Source organism: Kutzneria sp. 744, from assembly GCF_000568255.1.
In the GTDB taxonomy this organism is placed as follows: domain Bacteria; phylum Actinomycetota; class Actinomycetes; order Mycobacteriales; family Pseudonocardiaceae; genus Kutzneria.
The window spans coordinates 2,477,161-2,494,574 of sequence record NZ_KK037166.1 but is presented as its reverse complement, the minus strand read 5'-3'; the positions used below and the strand labels follow the sequence as shown (position 1 = coordinate 2,494,574).

General features: G+C 69.9%; 16 protein-coding genes. 5 read left to right on the top strand and 11 right to left on the bottom strand.

Annotated features, from left to right (window positions below; all coding sequences use genetic code 11):
* Positions 1-55 precede the first annotated feature (55 nt).
* Entirely contained in the window at positions 56-376 is a 321-nt protein-coding gene (locus KUTG_RS10990; RefSeq protein ID WP_232240749.1) for a methyltransferase domain-containing protein, read from the bottom strand.
* A 99-nt stretch (positions 377-475) separates the two neighbouring features.
* Here KUTG_RS10990 and KUTG_RS10985 point away from each other — a divergent pair, with 99 nt between their 5' ends.
* Positions 476-2,299, top strand: coding sequence for a glycoside hydrolase (locus tag KUTG_RS10985; protein WP_052394318.1), 1,824 nt, complete (start codon positions 476-478; stop codon positions 2,297-2,299).
* On the opposite strand, the gene KUTG_RS53240 is transcribed toward KUTG_RS10985, so the two are convergent.
* Positions 2,289-3,611 (bottom strand): RNA polymerase sigma factor, encoded by a 1,323-nt coding sequence (locus tag KUTG_RS53240; protein WP_198047091.1) that lies wholly within the window; start codon positions 3,609-3,611, stop codon positions 2,289-2,291. The genes KUTG_RS10985 and KUTG_RS53240 overlap by 11 nt on opposite strands.
* 13 nt (positions 3,612-3,624) lie before the next feature.
* On the opposite strand from KUTG_RS53240, the gene KUTG_RS58290 reads away from it, so the two are divergent.
* Positions 3,625-4,314, top strand: a complete 690-nt coding sequence (locus KUTG_RS58290) for a L,D-transpeptidase family protein (RefSeq protein ID WP_157494455.1) — start codon at positions 3,625-3,627, stop codon at positions 4,312-4,314.
* On the opposite strand, the gene KUTG_RS10970 is transcribed toward KUTG_RS58290, so the two are convergent.
* Complete coding sequence (locus tag KUTG_RS10970; RefSeq protein ID WP_043716671.1) at positions 4,311-5,300, bottom strand: amidohydrolase family protein; 990 nt, start codon at positions 5,298-5,300, stop codon at positions 4,311-4,313. The two genes, KUTG_RS58290 and KUTG_RS10970, sit on opposite strands and share 4 nt — an antisense overlap.
* Positions 5,301-5,376: 76 nt before the next feature.
* Between KUTG_RS10970 and KUTG_RS10965 the strand changes: the two genes are divergently transcribed.
* Positions 5,377-5,886, top strand: coding sequence for a LysR family transcriptional regulator (locus tag KUTG_RS10965; protein WP_232240748.1), 510 nt, complete (start codon positions 5,377-5,379; stop codon positions 5,884-5,886).
* Positions 5,887-6,169: 283 nt separating this feature from the next.
* Complete coding sequence (locus KUTG_RS10960) at positions 6,170-6,604, top strand: OsmC family protein (RefSeq protein WP_043716669.1); 435 nt, start codon at positions 6,170-6,172, stop codon at positions 6,602-6,604.
* Here the strand turns inward: KUTG_RS10960 and KUTG_RS10955 are convergent.
* The 3 genes from KUTG_RS10955 to KUTG_RS10945 are packed head-to-tail and all read right to left on the bottom strand — an operon-like array spanning position 6,579 to position 11,227.
* Positions 6,579-10,211 (bottom strand): ABC transporter ATP-binding protein, encoded by a 3,633-nt coding sequence (locus KUTG_RS10955; RefSeq protein WP_052394315.1) that lies wholly within the window; start codon positions 10,209-10,211, stop codon positions 6,579-6,581. The genes KUTG_RS10960 and KUTG_RS10955 overlap by 26 nt on opposite strands.
* Complete coding sequence (locus KUTG_RS10950) at positions 10,204-10,626, bottom strand: MarR family winged helix-turn-helix transcriptional regulator (protein ID WP_043716668.1); 423 nt, start codon at positions 10,624-10,626, stop codon at positions 10,204-10,206. The genes KUTG_RS10955 and KUTG_RS10950 overlap by 8 nt, the downstream gene beginning before the upstream one ends.
* Before the next feature lie 19 nt (positions 10,627-10,645).
* Complete coding sequence (locus tag KUTG_RS10945; protein ID WP_043716666.1) at positions 10,646-11,227, bottom strand: class I SAM-dependent methyltransferase; 582 nt, start codon at positions 11,225-11,227, stop codon at positions 10,646-10,648.
* Positions 11,228-11,282: 55 nt separating this feature from the next.
* On the opposite strand from KUTG_RS10945, the gene KUTG_RS10940 reads away from it, so the two are divergent.
* Positions 11,283-11,999: an AraC family transcriptional regulator gene (locus tag KUTG_RS10940; RefSeq protein ID WP_043716665.1), complete on the top strand. Its 717-nt coding sequence runs from the start codon at positions 11,283-11,285 to the stop codon at positions 11,997-11,999.
* Here the strand turns inward: KUTG_RS10940 and KUTG_RS10935 are convergent.
* The 5 genes from KUTG_RS10935 to KUTG_RS53235 form a co-directional block, all read right to left on the bottom strand.
* On the bottom strand, positions 11,987-12,928 hold the full coding sequence (locus tag KUTG_RS10935; protein WP_043716663.1) for an NAD-dependent epimerase/dehydratase family protein: 942 nt from the start codon (positions 12,926-12,928) through the stop codon (positions 11,987-11,989). The genes KUTG_RS10940 and KUTG_RS10935 overlap by 13 nt on opposite strands.
* Positions 12,929-12,938: 10 nt before the next feature.
* Positions 12,939-14,564 (bottom strand): DUF885 domain-containing protein, encoded by a 1,626-nt coding sequence (locus KUTG_RS10930; protein WP_157494454.1) that lies wholly within the window; start codon positions 14,562-14,564, stop codon positions 12,939-12,941.
* A gap of 36 nt (positions 14,565-14,600) precedes the next feature.
* Positions 14,601-15,512, bottom strand: a complete 912-nt coding sequence (locus KUTG_RS10925; protein ID WP_063753506.1) for a S1C family serine protease — start codon at positions 15,510-15,512, stop codon at positions 14,601-14,603.
* A gap of 72 nt (positions 15,513-15,584) precedes the next feature.
* On the bottom strand, positions 15,585-16,568 hold the full coding sequence (locus KUTG_RS10920) for a Gfo/Idh/MocA family protein (protein WP_043716659.1): 984 nt from the start codon (positions 16,566-16,568) through the stop codon (positions 15,585-15,587).
* Positions 16,569-16,604: 36 nt separating this feature from the next.
* Positions 16,605-17,105, bottom strand: coding sequence for a hypothetical protein (locus tag KUTG_RS53235; protein ID WP_052394314.1), 501 nt, complete (start codon positions 17,103-17,105; stop codon positions 16,605-16,607).
* Positions 17,106-17,414 lie beyond the last annotated feature (309 nt).

Genomic DNA, 17,414 nt, shown 5'->3' with positions numbered 1-17,414 from the left:
CCCGCGAGTCCCGCTCAGCGTCACACCGAAATACGGTTTCCGGCAGATCCGAGACTCAGGGCTCAGATGTGCTCGAAACCGTATTTCGGTGTGTCTGAGAGCGGGACTCGCGGGGGGTTAGACCAGCTCGCGCCCGCGACCGGGCGACCTCCAGCACCGCCGGGTCGGCGTCGACGCCGACCACGGCCCCGGTCGGACCGACCAGGTCGGCGATCAGTAGGCTGATGTCGCGGGCCCCGCAGCCCACGTCGAGGACTCGCATGCCGGGCTCGATGCCGGCGATCGTGAACAGGTGCCGGCTGTGCGAGCGGTAGATATCGGCCTGGAGCATCAGCCGCTCGGTCTCGCGGTCGTTGCGGCCCATCGCGTAGTCCATACGGCCCATTCTGGCCCGGCTTCCTCCGTTCGCGCCTGCGGTCAACTGGCAACGGATGGCTCTTTCCGCCGACCGTGATCACTCCCTAACGTCAACGGCATGCGGGCGTGGATGCTGGCGACGGCGCTGGTCATGACGGTTGCGGGCGCGCCCGCGGTGGCGGCGCCACAGGCGGCCGCGGAGGTGTCGGGCACGCCGGCGCAGTCCGTCCAGGGCTTCGGCGCGTCCGGGGCATGGTGGGTCAACGACCTCGCGAACTTTGCCCCGGCGGTCCAACAGCGGGTCGGTGATCTGCTGTTCGGATCCGAAGGACTCGACCTGAGCGTCTACCGCTACAACGTGGGCGGCGGCGGTGTCGGCGTGACGAATCCGCCCCGGGCGCCCCAAACCGTCCTGGTCAGCCCCGGCGTCTACGACTGGTCCAAGGACCCCGGCGGCACGACCTTCGTGCAGCAGGCGGCCCAGCACGGCGTTCCCGATCTTCAGGCGTTCGTGAACAGCGCCCCGCCGGTGTGGACGACGAACGGCAAGAGCTGCGGCGGCTCCCTCAAGAGCGGCAGCGAGGCCGCGTACGGCCAGTTCCTGGCCGACGTCGTCACCCACTTCCAGCAGCAGGGCGTGACGTTCTCGCAGGTCAGCCCCATGAACGAGCCGGACAACAGCTTCGGCGACTGCGGCCAGGAGGGCATGTCGGTCGGCACCGGCCAGCGCGGCCCGATCGTCCGGGCCCTCGGCGCCGCCCTGACCAACGCGGGCTCGCCGGCGCAGGTCCTGGCCGACGAGACCAGCTGGGCGTTGCAGGACATCTTCGAGCTGCCGGCCTGGGCCGGCGACGCGAACACCCAGCGCTACCTGGTCGCGCTGGCCCACCACACGTACGACTTCCCGACCAACGCCACCCTGAACACGTTGCGGGCCAGCGCCAAGAACTACGGCAAACCGTTGTGGGCCACGGAGATCTGCTGCTCCAACGGCGGCGGCTACGGCCAGGGCTACGATCCGACGATCGACGGCGGCCTGCGCATGGCCGACCTGATCCACCAGGACCTGACCGAGGCAGGAGACGCCCAGTTCGACTGGTGGACGGCGCTGTCGCCGGTGTTGGGCTGCGACCCGGTGGCCGCGCCGAGCTGCTCGACCACCAAGAACGGCCAGGGCTGGAACGACGGCCTGATCTACTACGACCCGAACTACGCCGGCAACGGCAACCAGAACCTCTATGTCACCAAACGGTTCTGGGCGCTGGCCAACTTCAGCCGGTTCGTCCGCCCCAACGCCGTGCGGTTCCCGATCAGCGGCATGCCCTCGGGCGTGTGGCCGGTGGCCTTCGAGTCCGGCGGCACGTGGACGGTGGTGGCGATCAACGACAACACCGCGGACACCGCTTTCCCGCTGCACTTCGGCGCGACGAACGGCCAGCTCACCGCCACCGGCGCCTATCGCACCTCGGCCACCGAGGACCTCGCCCCGGTCGCCCTGCCCTCCGTCAGTGGCAGCACCGCGACCGCCACGCTGCCGGCCCGCAGCATCACCACGTTCACCTTCGGCCAGCCGACATCCGTTGTCCCGGGCCACAACTACGTTCTCCAGGCCACCAACTCCGGCTCTGCCGCCGACGTCGCCGGGGCGTCCACATCGGACGGTGCGGGCATCATCCAGTACCACACCACCGGCGACACCAACCAGCGCTGGACCGTGCGGGCTGACGGCACGATCGCCTCCGTCCAGAGCGGAAAATGCCTGGACGCTTCCGTTGCCGCCGTTGTGCAGCGAACCTGCAACGGCTCTGCCGGCCAGCAGTGGGCCATCGCCAACGGCGTGATCTCCAACCAGGGCAGGGGATTGTCGGCAGCGTCCAAAGCGGACGGTGTGCAGCTGACCGTCGGCTCCGCCCAGCAGTGGACCTTGAACGCTACTGGTTGACGATCGTGTCCTTGTCCAACGACAGCACCGTGTTCGTGTCGGCGTCGATGATCAGCTGCATCGACGTCGGGCCGACGTTGAGCACGTACAGCGCGCCCTGCCGGCCGGTGAGGTCGCGAGTCTTGGTCGGGTCGAGCAGACCGACCCCGGGCTGCGACAACAGGACCCGCACGGCCGTCGCGCGCAGGTCGGCGCCGAGCCCGGGCTTGCTGAGCAGGTCGCCCAGCACCTCCCCGTTGTACTTGCCGTTCGCCTTGGCCACCGCGGCGACGACGACTTCCAGCGCGGCGTCCGTGTGCGGCAGACCGGCGACGACCGTGCGCTGATCGGCCACCAGCACGTCCGGCGACATCCGGGCGAACTCCGCCGGCATGCCCGGCCTGTTCAGCGCGATCGGCTCCGGCACGTCGGTGAAGGTCCGGTCGAAGTCCGGCGATTTGAGCCGCACGGTGTGGTGCACGTCGTCGATCCACACCTCGTCGGTCCGCTGGTTCCCCGCTCCGCCCTCCGGGGTGATCCACCGCAGGTAGCGGATCGACGACGGCGCGCTGGCCACCGGCGCGTCGGTCGACCCGACCGGCGGCCGCACCACGGTCAGCACCAGAACCGCCGCCGCCACGGCCGCCGTCCCCACCGCCGGCAGCCACCGCCGACGGCGCTTCGGCGGCTCGACCTTGCCGGAGGCCGGCCAGCATCCGCTGCTCGAACGGGGGTCAGGTCGGGCATGTGGGCTCCACCAGCGACCCCAGCTTGCGACGCGCCCCGGATGAGCCCGCATGCGGGTCGCCGACGGCGAGATGCCCAGCACCTCCGCCGCCTCGATCGGTGTCAGCTCGTCCAGGCTGACCAGTAGGAACAGCTCCCGCTCGGCCGGCGGCAGGTCGCCAAGTCCGGCCAGCACGGCGGTCGCGGCGTTGGCTGCGTCCACTCGTGCCTCCAGTTCGGCGAAGTCGTCGGCGGCCAGTGTGCGTTGACCGTAGACCCGTTGCAACGCCCGATACTCGGCGCCACGTCGCCGGCCCCGGGAGGCGATCATGTGCGCGGCGATGCCGAAGAGCCAGGCCCGCGGCGCGCCGCGGCTCGGGTCGTAGCCGCCCGGTCGTTCCAGCACGGCCAGGAACACCGCCGCGATCACGTCCGCGGCCTCGTTGGGATCGCCGAGCCGGCGCGCGGCGTACCCGAGCAGGGCGTGCACGTGCTCCCGGTACAGCGATTCCAGGTCCTCCACGGTGTGGTCGACGAGCGAGTGGCGGCAGAAGTTGCGCTGCCGCAGACTTGTGCCAATCCCCAGTGACGCCGTTCGTGAGCTCAAGGGGTCCGTGTTGATGTCTCGTATCGTGAAAGTGCTGGTCACAGGCTCGGCGCTGCTGCTGGCGGCCGCGTGCGGCCAGGCCCGCTCCGCGCCTCTGCCGGCGGCCGCGCCCACTGTGACGTCGCCCACAACGACCACGACCACGCCCAAGCCGGCCCCGCCCAGCACGTTCCAGGTCCAGCAGGCGCTCGGCGCGCTGGGCTACCAGGCCCGGCAGGCCAACGGCGCGCTCGACGACGAGACCAAGCACGCCGTCATCGCCTTCCAGAAGGTTCAGGGCCTGCCCCGCACCGGCGTCGTCGACGACGCCACGGCGGCCGCGTTGAGGGCGCCCAGGACGATCACCCCGCAGCACGCCACTCCCGGCACGCATCTGGAGGTCGACATCGCCCTCCAGGTCGCCTACGTCGTCACCGACGGCCACGTCACCAAGATCTACGACGCCTGCACCGGCGACAACGTCGGCGAGCGGGTCACGCCGCTGGGCGACTTCCACGTCTACTACCAGATCAACTTCATGGAGTACGCGCCGCTCGGCAATCTCTACCACCCCAGCTACATCACCACCACCGGCATCGCCGTGCACGGTGGCGAGCCCGTGGAGGCCGTGCCGGCCAGCAACGGCTGCGTCCGCCTGACCGACCCGTCCATCGACGACGTCTTCCCGTTGCTGCACCCGGGGGCCGAGGTCCTGATCTTCTAGTTCAGGCGCAGCAGTTCGTCCGCGTTGCCGTGGGCGATCCTGGTTCGGTCCACTTCGGACAGATGTGAGTCGGTCAGGAAGGACACCGCGCCTTCGTTGCCGATCAGCGGGAAGTCGACGGCGTGGATTATCCGGTCCGCGCCGACCGTGTCCACGCAGTAACGCAGCTGGGCCTGGCTGAACATGCCGCTGGGCGTGATGAACACGTTGTCCCGCATGTACTCCCGGAAGCTGCGGTCCCGGCCGGTCATGCGTTGCGGCATGGCCTCGTCCAGGCGGTCCAGGTAGAACGGGATGAACTCGCCCCAGTGGCCCAGGATGAACTGGAGGCTCGGGTAGCGGTCGAGCACTCCGGTCAGGGCCAGGTGGATGAAGTGCACGGCCGTCTCCTGGTGCCAGCCCCATGCGGCCAGCCGGAACGCGGAGGCGACGGCGGGGGAGAGCGCCCCGGCGTAGTTGGCTTCGCTGACCGCCAGTGGCGGCGGGGCCGGGTGCAGGTAGATCGGCACGTCCAGGTCGTTGGCAGCGCGCAGGATCGGGTCGAACCGGGGCTGGTCCAGGAACTCGCCGTCGGTGCGTCCCATGATCATCGTGCCGACGAAGCCGAGCTCCCGCACGCACCTTCGTAGTTCATCGGCGGCTTCGTCCGGCGCGGCGGTCGGCAACGCCGCGAAGGCCTCGAACCGGCCCGGGTGCTGCTTCATGGCCTCGGCCGCGATGTTGTTGGCGGCCTTGGTCAATGCCGGTGCCACGTCCGCCGGCACGGCGGTGTTGAGGCAGGACAACACCTGGGTCGTGATGCCGTGGCGGTCCATGTCGGCGATTCGCCTCGCGCCGATGTCGGCCATCAGGTCCATCTGCTGCGTGTACGGCATCCCTGGCGCGAAGGCCGCCGCGTAGCCGGGCACCAGCTCCGCCCTGGCCGCCCCGCCGGCCGTGTCCAGCGCCGGCTCCGACCAATGCTCTTCGAGCGTGACGATCCGCATGCCTCCACCATCGTCCCGGGCAGCGATAGGCTCAAACACTTGTTCCTGATTCATCCATCAGTGCTACTGATGGGTCATGGAGCTTCGACACCTGCGGTACTTCGTCGCCGTCGCCGAGGAGGGCGGCTTCAGCCGGGCCGCACGGCGTCTGCACGTCGTGCAGCCCACTTTGAGCATGCAGATCCGGGACCTTGAGCACGAGCTCGGCGGGTTGTTGTTCGATCGCGGCGCCCGCCGGACCCGCCTGACTCCCGCCGGTCAGGCTTTCCTGGTGGAGGCCCGCCAGGTGTTGGCCCAGGCCGATCGCGCCGCTGCCGCCGGCCGCGCCGCCCTTCGTGGCGACACCGGCCACGTCCGCATCGGCGTAGCCGGCGCCGCCGTGTTCAGCGGCATGGTCGCCGGCCGTATCCGTGCCTTCCACTCGGCCCGGCCTCTGGTTCGGATCGAGCTCCGTGAGGCCGCTCCTCGTTCCCAGCGGGCTTTGATCCTGTCCGGCGAGCTCGACGTCGGCTACAGCGCCCTTCCCGCCCCGGCCGATGAGCCCCGCTTGGCTTCCATGCCGGCGAGCACTGGATACCGGCCGTGAGCCGACGCTCGGGTGGGCGGAACCAGAACCGACGCCCGCTACAGGGCGGGCAACCCTGCCTGACCCCTGCGAACGAGGCGGAGTGGACCCGGACTAGGTCCGGCATACGGCGGGCTCGGGGCGAGGTCGGACCAGGGCGGGCGAGATGGATCGACCGGCGAAGCACTCGCGGGAGGGGGGTGGCGGGATGGGTGCCATCCACCCCATCCCAGAAGCATTGCGCACGATTAAAGAGTGCGCTACGCTTCACCCCAAGCAACCACCCACCGAGGGAGGCACCACAATGCCCAGCCGCGACGCCACCACCCACTGGGAAGGCGGACTTCAGGACGGCAAAGGGACCGTCACGTTCGACTCCTCGAACGCGGGGCAGTTCGACGTCTCCTTCCCCACCCGCACGGGGAACCCGGACGGTCAGACCTCGCCCGAGGAGCTGATCGCCGCGGCGCACAGCTCCTGCCTGGCGATGAACCTCTCCGGCGTCCTCGGCGCGGCCGGTCTCACCGCCGAAGGCCTTGACGTCAGCGCCGAAGTGACGCTGGGCCCGGACCCGGCCGGCGGCTTCGCCATCACCAGCATCGCCGTCACGGTGAACGCCAAGATCCCCGGCCTCGACCCGGAGAAGTTCGCCGAGCTGGCGAAGACGGCCAAGGACACCTGCCCGGTCAGCAAGGCACTGACCGGCACCACGATCACGCTGGACGCGTCGCTGGTGTGAGGGCAAACGCCTGCCACAGCCGGGCGTAGTGGTCGCTGTCGGCGAGCAGCTGCTCATGCGTGCCGACAGCGACCACACGGCCGGCGTCCATCACCACGATCCGGTCGGCGCCGCGAGCGGTCTGCAAGCGGTGCGCGACGAGGATGGTGGTGCGGTCCTCGGCCAGCGTGGACATCGCGGCCGAGACAACGGATTCCGTTGCCAGGTCGAGGTTCGCGGTGGCCTCGTCCAACAGCAACAGCACCGGATCGACGAGCTGGGCGCGGGCCAGGCACAGCAGCTGACGCTGCCCGGCCGACAACGACCCACCCCGTTCGCCGATCTCATGCAGGTAACCCCCGGGCAGCCGGGCCACGAACTCGTGCGCTCCGATGGCCCGCGCCGCCGCCTCCACCTCCGCATCGGTGGCATCCGGCCGGCCGTAGGCGATGTTGTCCCGGATGGTGCCGGGGAACAAAAACGCCTCCTGTGGCACATAACCCAGCTGCCGCCGAAACTCCGACGGATCCAGCGCACGCAGATCAAACCCGTCCACGGTCACGGATCCCTTGTCCGGGTCGTAGAACCGGGCCAGCATCTTGACCACAGTGGACTTCCCGGCCCCGGTCTCGCCGATCAGCGCCACCGTTTCTCCCGGCTCCACCACGAGGTCCACACCCCGCAGCACATCGTTGTCCACACCCGGATACCGGAACCACACATCCGACAACACGATCCGGCCACGCAACCGCCCGGGATGGACCGGTTCGGTAGCAGTCGGCGTGAGATCCGGCTCGGCCAGCAGGTCGTTGATCCGGGTCATCGACACCCGCGCCTGCTGCCAGTCGTCGAACACACCGGACAGCTGCTGGACGGGGGCGAAGAACAAGCCGAGGTACAGCACGAACGCGATGAGCTCGCCGGGCGTCAACTCGTTGCGGGCGATGAGGAAGTACCCCGCGCCGAGCACCAGCGCCGCGCCCAGGTCGGACAGGAACTCCAGGAACGGGAAGTAGGCGGAGATCAGCCGCTGCGACTTCATCCGGGCGTCCAGGTAGCCGCGGGTGAGCCGCTTGAACTCGGTGTGCCGACGCCCCTGCTGCCCGAACGCCTGCGATTCCCGCACCCCGGCCAGGGTTTCCTGGAGTCCGGCGTTGACGTCGGAGATCTTCTCCCGCGCCTGCACGTAGCTGCTCTTGGACTTGCGGCGGAACACCGTAGTGGCCAGCACGAACGGGATGAGGATCAACGCGGCGACGCCGGTCAGCTCCAGGTTCATCACGCCCATCGCCACCAGCACGCCGGTGAACGTCAGCACGCTGGCGGCGGCCTGGAGCAAACCGTTCTGCAGCAGCGAGGAGAACGAGTCCGTGTCGGTGGTCATGCGGGTCATGACCTGGCCGATCATCTCCCGGTCGTAGAACGAGACCGGCAGCTTCAGCAGCCGCTTGAACACGCGGACCTTCAGAGCCATCAGCAGACGCTCGCCGGTGCGGCCGTTGACCAGCGTCATCGCCACAGACACGCCGAGATCGCCCAGCACCACGGCGAGGAACAGCAAGGCCGACAACAACAACGCGCCCGATGAACCGTTGAGCACGCCGTTGTCGATGCCCTCGCGGGAGAAGTACGGGCCGGCGGCCGTCGCGACAGCGTCCAGCAGCACGAGGAACAGCCCGAGACCGAGGGCCGCGCGGTGACGCCAGACGAAGTGACGGAAGGAGAAGTGCGGGCCGTCGTCGCCTACGGTGTCGACCTCGGCGCGATCACGGGCCGGAGGCAACAACGCAATACCCGCCGCCATCTCGGCCGGCGTCTCCATGATCGCCAGCTGCTTCCGTTTGCCATCGGAGGCCTGCCACGCCTCCTCGGTGACGCCCGGGGCGTCCTCGATCACCTCGACGTCGATATCCTCGTCGGCGCCGGCCAGCAGCCGCCGGTACAGCGCACTGGACGCCATGAGCTCGTCGTGACTGCCTTGCGCGACAACGCGTCCCTTGTCCACCACGACGATCCGGCCGGCCAGCCGCAGGGTGGATCGGCGGTGGGCGATGAGCAGCGTGGTGCGGTCGACCATCACGCGGCGCAGGGTGGCGTGAATGCCCTCCTCGATCCGGGCGTCCACGGCGCTGGTCGCGTCGTCCAGGACCAGGATCCTGGGATCGGTCAGCAGGGCCCGGGCCAGCGCGATCCGTTGCCGCTGACCGCCCGACAACGTGAGACCCCGCTCGCCGACCTGCGTGTCGTAACCCTGTGGCAGCGCCATGATGAACTCGTGCGCCTCGGCCGACCGGGCCGCCGCCTCGATCTCCAGGTCGGTGGCGTCCGGGCGGCCGTAGCCGATGTTGGCCCGAACCGTCTCGGAGAACAGGAAGCTCTCCTCGAACACCATGCCGACCTGACTGCGCAGGGAGTCCACTGTCACGTCACGGATGTCGACGCCGTCGATCTTGAGGCTGCCGGCCTGCACGTCGTGGAACCGGGCCAGCAGCATGGCCACCGTGGACTTTCCGGAACCGGAAGTCCCCACCAGGGCAACGGTTTCGCCGGGCTGAACGTGCAGGCTGAACCCGTCGAGCACCGGTTCCGAGCTGAGGTAGCCGAACCTGGCGTCCGTGATGGCGATGTCGCCCTGTACCGGAGGCATGGGGGAGGCGCCCGGCTTGTCCGTCACGGCCGGGACCGAGTCCAGCAGGTCGAAGATCCGCCGCGCGGAGATGCCGGCCCGCTGGGTGGCGCTGATCATCGCCGCGAACATCTGCGCCGGGCCGATGACCTGTGACAGGTAGGTGGCGAAGGCCAGGAAGGTGCCGACGGTGATGTTGCCGTGCAGGGCCAGCCAGCCGCCCAACGCCAGCAACAACACCTGGCCGACGGCAGGGATGGCCTGGAGCAGCGGCTGGTACTTGGCGATCAGCCGCACCGACCGGATGCGGGCCCCGAACAGTTTCTGGCTGGCCTCGACGAACCGGTCCAGCTCGTGGTCCTCCTGGCCGAACGCCTTGACCACGCGGATGCCGGACACGGTCTGGGTGACCGTCTGCGTCACCTCGGCGCCGCGCTGCTGACTGTCCCAAGTGGCCGGTCGTACCTGCCGCCGCATCCGGTAGACGACGATCACCAGCGCCGGCACCACGAGCGCGCTGATCAGCGCCAGCAGCGGCGACAGCACGATCATGACCACCAGCGACACCACGATCAGCAGCACGTTGCTGCTCAGGGACGGCAGGTAGGACAGCACCCGGACCATCACGCCGGCGTCGGTGGAGATGCGGGACACCAGCTGGCCGGTCGGCATCGCCTGGTGGCTGCCGATGTCCAGGCGCTGCAACTGTTCGTGCACCGCGTTGCGGATCTGGTACTGGACCTCCAGCACCACCTTGGCCGCCCGGTAGCGGCGGATCCGGGACGCGGCGAAGGTCAGCACGCCGACCGCGACCAACGCGCCGAGCCACGGCAGCAGCGCCGATTTGTGGGTGAGGATGACGTCGTCGACGATGTGCCGCTCCAGCAGCGGTGTGACCGCGGCCAGCCCGGCGCCGGCGAGCGCGGCCGTGAACGTCATGACCATGCTGCGGCGCTGGATCTTCAGGAACGGCAGCAGGCGGCGGATCCAGTTGTCAGTCATCGGCCAGCCGATCCATCAGCTCGGCCGCGTCGGCCAGCAGCTGACGTTCGGACGGCGTGAGGTGGATGTCCATCGCCTTGGCCAGCCAGCGCTCACGGGCCTGCATGTCCTCCGACAGCGCGGTCAGGCCCTTCTCGGTGATGCCGATGACCGCCTGCCGCCGGTCCAGCTCGTCGGGCCGCCGCAGGATCAGGCCGTCCGCCTCCAGCGCGGCCAGGGTCCGGGTCAGCGACTGCGGCTGGACCCGTTCCAGGTCGGCGAGGTCGCCCGCGGACATCCGGCCGTTGCGCCAGAGCTGGGCCAGCACGCTGATCTTGGTCGGGGCCAGCGCGTCCGCCGGCCGTTCCGCGCGCAGCCGGCGGGACAGCCGGACCACACTGGACCGGATCCGGCGGACGTTCTCGTCACGGGGCACGTTAGTACGCTACAACTTACTAACCCGCCGACGCGACCGGTTTGGCCGCACGGAACTTGAACGCGCCGTCCCGCAGCGTGACCTCGACGTCGGAGAACCCGGCCCGGCGCAGCCGTTCCGGCAACTCCTCCGGGTCCACGACGTTCATCGTGTCGCCGATGTGCAGCAGCCGGAACCGGAAGCTCAGCCGGCTGTCGCTGCCCGCGAACACCCCGCCCGGCTCCAACACCCGGAAGGCCTCGGCGAAGATGCCGTCCTGCATCGCCCTGGTCGGCACGTGGTGCAGCATCGTGAAGCAGACGACCGAGCTGAAGTCGTTGTCCGGCAACGACATCCGGCTGCCGTCGCCGTGCAGGACCGTCGCCTTGCCGGCGAACTCCCGTTGCAGGTCGAGCGCGGAGTGCTCGTCCACCTCCACCGCGGTGACATCGGGCGCCATGTCCACCAGAACCCGCGTGGTGGCCCCGTATCCCGGCCCGATCTCCAGCAGCTTCGCGCCGAGGTCGACGTCCCGCAGGGACCACGGCAGCTTCTGCTCGCGGACCTGCCGGGCCCAGTCCTCCGACGAACAGATCCTCCGGTGCACACGATTCATCGGCATGTCCTCGACGGTAGAACCCTTGTCCGGTGTCTGCCACCGCGTAGAGTGACAGGCGATGTCGCGAAACGGTCAAGCCCTGATGGTGCTCAGCGTGACCATGCCCAAGGGGGAGTGGTTCGACTGGCACCTGCACCCCGAGCACCAGTTCGCGTGGGCGGCCGAGGGCATGCTCACCGTGCAGATCGGGGACGGCACCTACGTTCTGCCGCCCAGCCGAGCTCTGTGGATCCCCGCCGGGACCCTGCACCGCACCGGCGCCGCCAGCACTTCCTCCATGCACAGCGTGTACTTCGGCGGGCGGCAGTGGGGCGAACCCACCGTGGTCGCCGTCGGGCCTCTGCTGTCCGAGCTCATTCGCTACCTTGCCGACCTCACCCTGGACACGGCTCCTCGCCGCCGCGCCGAGGCCGTGCTGCGGGACCTGCTCGTGCCCGTCCCGGTCTCCACCATCCACGTGCCCACGGTGTCTTCTCGGCTGGCGCGCATCGCCCAGACTCTCACCGACGACCCGGCCGACGACCGTGACCTCGCCGCCTGGGGTCGCCTCGTCGGCGCCTCGGCCCGTACCTTGGCGCGGGCGTTCGTCGCCGAGACCGGCATGACCTTCGGCGCCTGGCGCACCCAGGTCCGGCTCCTGGCCGCCCTGCCGCTGCTCGCCGCCGGCATGCCCGTCGCCACTGCCGCCCGCCGCGTCGGCTACGCCACGCCCAGCGCCTTCGTCGCCGCCTTCCGCCGCGTCACCGGCACCACCCCCGGCGCCTACTTCAGCTGAACGTCGAGCTGGCCGTGGTCGATGAGCCAGCGGAGGGACTCCAGCACGGCCGCCTCCGGTTCGTAGCGAGGGGTGTAGCCGAGGAGGCGGGTGGCCTTCTCGATGGAGCACACCTGGCTGCGGAACAGGTGGCCCCAGCTGACGTCGGCGTGCTCGGGGTCGGTCGAGCGGCGGAATTCCTCCCAGGACACGAACTCCAGGGTGGCGGCCTGCCCGAACCAGCCGGCGGCGATCTCGGCGTAGCCGCGGACGTTCAACGACGTGGGGGCGACCACGTTGAAGTCCTCGCCGGCGGCCGCATCGCGGTGCGAGATCGCCAGCTCGAAGGCCTGGGCGACGTCGTCGGCGTGCACGTGGTGCATGTGCTCGGCCCCGATTCCCGGCACCGCCAAGGGTTTCCCGGCGGACAGGGTGTGCCAGACGGCGGGGTCGAAGTTGCCGAGCGGGCCGACCGGATGCCAGCCGGGACCGACGATATGGCCCGGGTGCAGGGAAGTCGTGGCGAGGTCGGTCTCCGCCTTCAGCATGCGGGCGATGCGGTCCTTGGCGATGCCGTAGTCGCCGAACGGCGGCGTGCCGGCGTCCTCGGTGATCGGCAGCTTGTGGCTCGGGCCGTACCGCCAGATCGAACCGCAGTGCAGCAGGTGGCCGACTTCGCCGCGGAGCCGGTCGACCAGCGCGGTCGCCGATTCCAGGGTGTAGCAGATCAGATCGACGACGACGTCGGGCCGCAGTTCGGCCACCCGATCGCCGAAGTCCTCCTGCTGCCGGTCGGCGACAACCGCGCGCACGTGCTGCCATTCCGGCGAGTCGACGTACGCGGTGCTGGCGCCGCGGCTGATGTTGACGACCTCGTGGCCGGCGCGGACCAGCCGGGGCACGAGAAAGGTGCCGATGTGGCCACTGCCGCCGATGACGACGATCTTCACGGTGCTCCGATCACGTGAGGAGGCGAGATAGCTCCGAGGTCAGCAGGTCGAGGCCCATGGGACCAAGGTCGAGGGCGGTGGAGTGGAAGGTGCGCAGGTCGAAACGCGAGCCCTGGCGGGCCTTGGCGTCGGCGCGGGCGGCCAGCCAGACGCGCTCGCCGACCTTGTACGAGATGGCCTGGCCGGGGTAGCCGAGGTAGCGATCCACCTCGAAGCGGGCGAACTCGGCGCTGCCCATGGAGCCGGAGCGGGCCAGCACGAACTCGAAGGCCAGCTCGGGCGTCCACACCGAGCCGTCGTGGAAGCCGGCCCCGGCGGGGATGGGCAGTTCGAGGTGCAGACCGATGTCGACGACGACGCGCGCGGCGCGAAGCTGCTGCCCGCCGGCGAACATGCCCATGCGGTGCGCGGGCAGCTCGTAGTAGCCGAGCTCGTCCATGAGCCGCTCGGCGTAGAGGCCCCACCCCTCGCTGTGCCCGGAGTGCAGCTCGGCGCTGAGGCGCTGGAACCGGTTGAGGGAATGGGTGTTGAGGACGTTGAGCCCCAGCTGGAGATGGTGCCCGGGCGCGCCCTCGTGGTACATCACGGACGGCACGGCCCAGGTGGACGGCTCGTCCACAGTGGTGGAGTACCACACGGTGCCGGGTCGGCCGAGGTCCTCGGTCGGGGCGAGGTAGTAGATGCCAGTGTTGGAGGCGGGCACCCGGCATTCCAGGCGCCGCAACGGTTCCGGGATGTCGAAGTGGGTGCCGTCGAGATCGGCGATGGCCTTGTCGGCCAACTCCTGGATCCACACCCGGAACTGCTCGGCCCCGGCCACCCGGTGCGCGGGATCGGCGTCCAGCGCGGCGAGCACGGCGGTCAGCGGCTCGCCGGGCAGGATCTCACCGCCGACGGCGCGCATCTGCGCCTCCAACCGGGCCAGCTCCTGCCAGCCCCACTCGTACGTCTCCAAAAGATCTACCTCGCTGCCGAGGAAGTTCCGTGCCTCCAGGGCATAGCGCTCGCGGCCGACGGCGTCACGGTTCGGCGCGGCGGGGGCGAGGGTCTCGGTGAGGTAGGCCGCGAAGTCCACCAGGGCGGCCCCGGCCCGCTCGGTCTCGGCCCGGTAGGCCGACGGCAGCGTGCCGAGATAGTCGGCGAACTCCTTGCTCTGCCGGGCGCAGTTGACGACCTGGCGCACGGCCGACACGCGCCCCTGCTGCCGGCCCCGTTCCAGCGACACCCGCAGCCCGGAAAGCGCTTCCGGGATGCCGGTCAGTCGCGACCGCATGTCCGCCACCACGGTGCGGTCGCCCTGGTCCAGCAGCTCGACGGCCTGCCGCAGCCGCTGCGGCGGGCTGTCCACGGAGTTCAGCTCGGCGTCGACGTAACCGGCCACGGACCGGGCCAGCTCGATGTCCAGCCGGTCCCGCAGCACCGCCGCGGCCCGCCGCTCGGTGTCCGAGTTGACGGGCGTGGCGGCCAGTTCCGCGAGGGTGCGTTCGGCCAGCTCGTGCCGGGCGGCGAAGCCGTCGGGACCGTAATCCGTCAGCTCGCCGTCGTGTCCGGCGATCCCCATCATGGCCGCGTGGCACGGATCGGTCGCGGCCAGCTGGCCCACGTACCGGTCGGACAGCGCATCGACGTCGCTCACCGGAGCGAGCATAGGTGCTCGGCGGCGCGAAGGTGGCTAATTGCCGTTTGCCACCAGCTGTTGGGCAATGGTTTTTGCCGAGTTGCTCGGGATGGCGAAGCCGATGCCGATGCTGCCCTTGGACGGCGAGTAGATCGCCGTGTTGATGCCGATGACCTGGCCCTGGGCGTTGAACAGGGCGCCGCCGGAGTTGCCGGGGTTGATGGGCGCGTCGGTCTGGATCATGCCCTTGTAGCTGGTCGAGGAGGACTGCGACTGCGAGTACGGGGTCTGGTCCTGCTCGCCGGCGGTGATGTTCCGGTTCAGCGCGCTGACCACGCCGGAGGTGACGGTGCCCTGCAGGCCCTCGGGCGAGCCGATGGCCACCACCTGGTCGCCCACCTTCACCTGCGAGGAGTCGCCGAACACCGCCGTCTTCAGGCCGCTGACGCCCTGCACCTTGATCACCGCGAGGTCGGTCGAGGGGTCCGTGCTGACCACGGTCGCGGTGTGCTTGCTGCCGTCGTTGAAGGTGACGGTGAACTGGCCGCCGCCGGCGATGACGTGGTTGTTGGTCAGCACCAGGCCGTCGGAGCTGATGACGACGCCGGAGCCGAGGCCCTGGGAGTTGGCGATCTGCACGACCACGGGCAGTCCGTTGGCCGCCACTGTGCTCACGTTGGTGGCCGTGTTGTTGGAGGCGGTCGTGCCGGTGGTGCTGCCGCTCACCGAACTGACCACAGTGGACGGTGAGGCCGTGGCGGTGGTGATCCACGCGCCGGCCCCGCCGCCGACGACCGCCGCCAGCACCGCCGCGCCGACCAGCACGGCGGTTCCCTTGCGGGCCTTGCGTGGCGGCTCGGGCGGGGGCGGCATGAACAGCGGGTTCTGGAAGCCGGTCGGCGGCGTCGGCGTGTCGTCGGTGAAGACGGCGGCGGCGGGCTCAGGGGTGCGGGGCGTCTCGGTCATGCTTCTACTGTGGGGCCGCCACATATGAGGAACCTGAGGCGAAGGCGTGCTGAACCCAAGAGTTTCCTGGCGTTATCTGGGGGACAGGCCGGCCTTGCGGTAGATCTCGTCGATCACGGTCATGTTCCGGACCGAATCGGACGGTGGTGTGAGGACCGACCTGCCGCGCAGCACCGCGTCGCAGAAGGCATCCAGCTGATAGCTGTAGGACGGCCGCTTGGACAGCCGCTCCACGCGCTTGCCGTTGGCCGTGCGCACGGCCAGCCGGTGATAGGCCTGCGGGGCGACGAAGTTGAAGACGTCGATCCGGCCCTTGTCGCCGACCGCGGAGGCGGCGATCTTGAGGATGTCGGCCGACCACAGGGAGGCCGTGACGGAACCGGTGTGACCGCCCGGGAACACCAGGGAAGCCGTCATCGCCCGGTCCACATCGGGCTTGTGCAGCTTGGCCTTGGCCGAGACGACCTCCGGCTCGCCACCGCCCAGCAGCCGCGTCATGTGCAGCGCGTAGCAGCCGGCGTCCATCATCGCGCCGCCCGCGAGATCGCGGTTGTAGCGGATGTCGGAGAACTTCGGCAGCGGGAAACACAGCGCCGCCTGAACGTGCTTGAGTGTGCCGATCTCGCCGCTGGCCAGGATTTCCGCGATGCGGCGGGCCAGCGGGTGGTAGCGGTAGTGGAACGCCTCCATCACCACGAGGCCGCTGGCGTCCGCCGCTTCGGCGACGGTGGTGGCCTCGCTGGCGTTGCTGGTGAACGGCTTCTCGCACAGGACGTGCTTGCCGGCGGCGAGTGCCGCGAGCGTCCACTCGGCGTGCAGCGCGTTGGGCAGCGGGTTGTAGACGGCGTCGATGTCCGGGTCGGCCAGCAGCTCGTCGTAGCTGCCGTGCACCTTGGGAATGCCGTGCTTGCCCGCGTAGGTGGCGGCGCGGCCCCGGTCCCGCGCCGCCACCGCGACGACCTCGGCCTCGGTGTTGTCCCGAGCCGGCGCGATCAGGGCGGTCGGCGCGATACGCGCCGCGCCGAGCACCCCGATGCGGACTGTGTTCGTGCTCATCCGACGATGATGCCACCCGCTAGTAAACAGGTGTAACTAGCCCTGCTGGGTGCCGCCCTGCTGGTTCTGGCCACGGTCGCCGCGCGGCCCGCCGAAGCCGCCCTGGGGGCCGCCGAACTGGCCGTTGTACGGCCGGTGCACGCCTGGCCCGAAGCCGCCGCCGTGATGGGCGGCGCCGATGAGGCCGCCGATGCCGCCGCCCACGATCAGGCCGACGACCAGCGCGGCGACGACCTGCGTGACGCGGTGGCGGGCGAAGTTGGCGAACTTGCCGGGCGGCCGCTGGACGTAGATCACCTGCGGCTGGGGGGCTCCGGGCGGGACCGCTCCGGGTTGAGGCGTCGTCCCCGGCTGGGGCGGCGCGTAGGACGCCTGCGGCTGTTCCGCCGCGAAGGCCTGCGTCTCGGGCTCCTCGGCGGCCGGCTGGGGCTGTGGCTCAGCGGCGGCCGGCTCCGGGGCCTGCTGGGCGTCGGGGCCGGCCACGGGCCGCTGGTGCTGCTCGGTCGGCTGCTCGTCTGGGGTCTTCGGCTCGGACATCTGGCCTGCTCCTGGGTCAATTCGGGCTGCTGAACACCAGACTGTGCGAACGGGCTGTGCTCCCGCTGAGCGGAAGCTGTCGAAGTCGTAGCGAAACCATGACGTGACACGCACGGTTCCCACACAGGACACGGGCAGTGTCGATCTCATGAGGTTGCTGGCCGCGGCGGGGTGTGTGTTCGGGTTCCTGCTCGCCTACATGGTTTTTGTGGTGTCCCCGGCCGGCCGCCGGCTGGAGGACGCCACGCTGCCGACCCCCACCGACGGCGGTCCGATCGCGGCGATGAGCCCGCAGCTGATCGGGCTGGG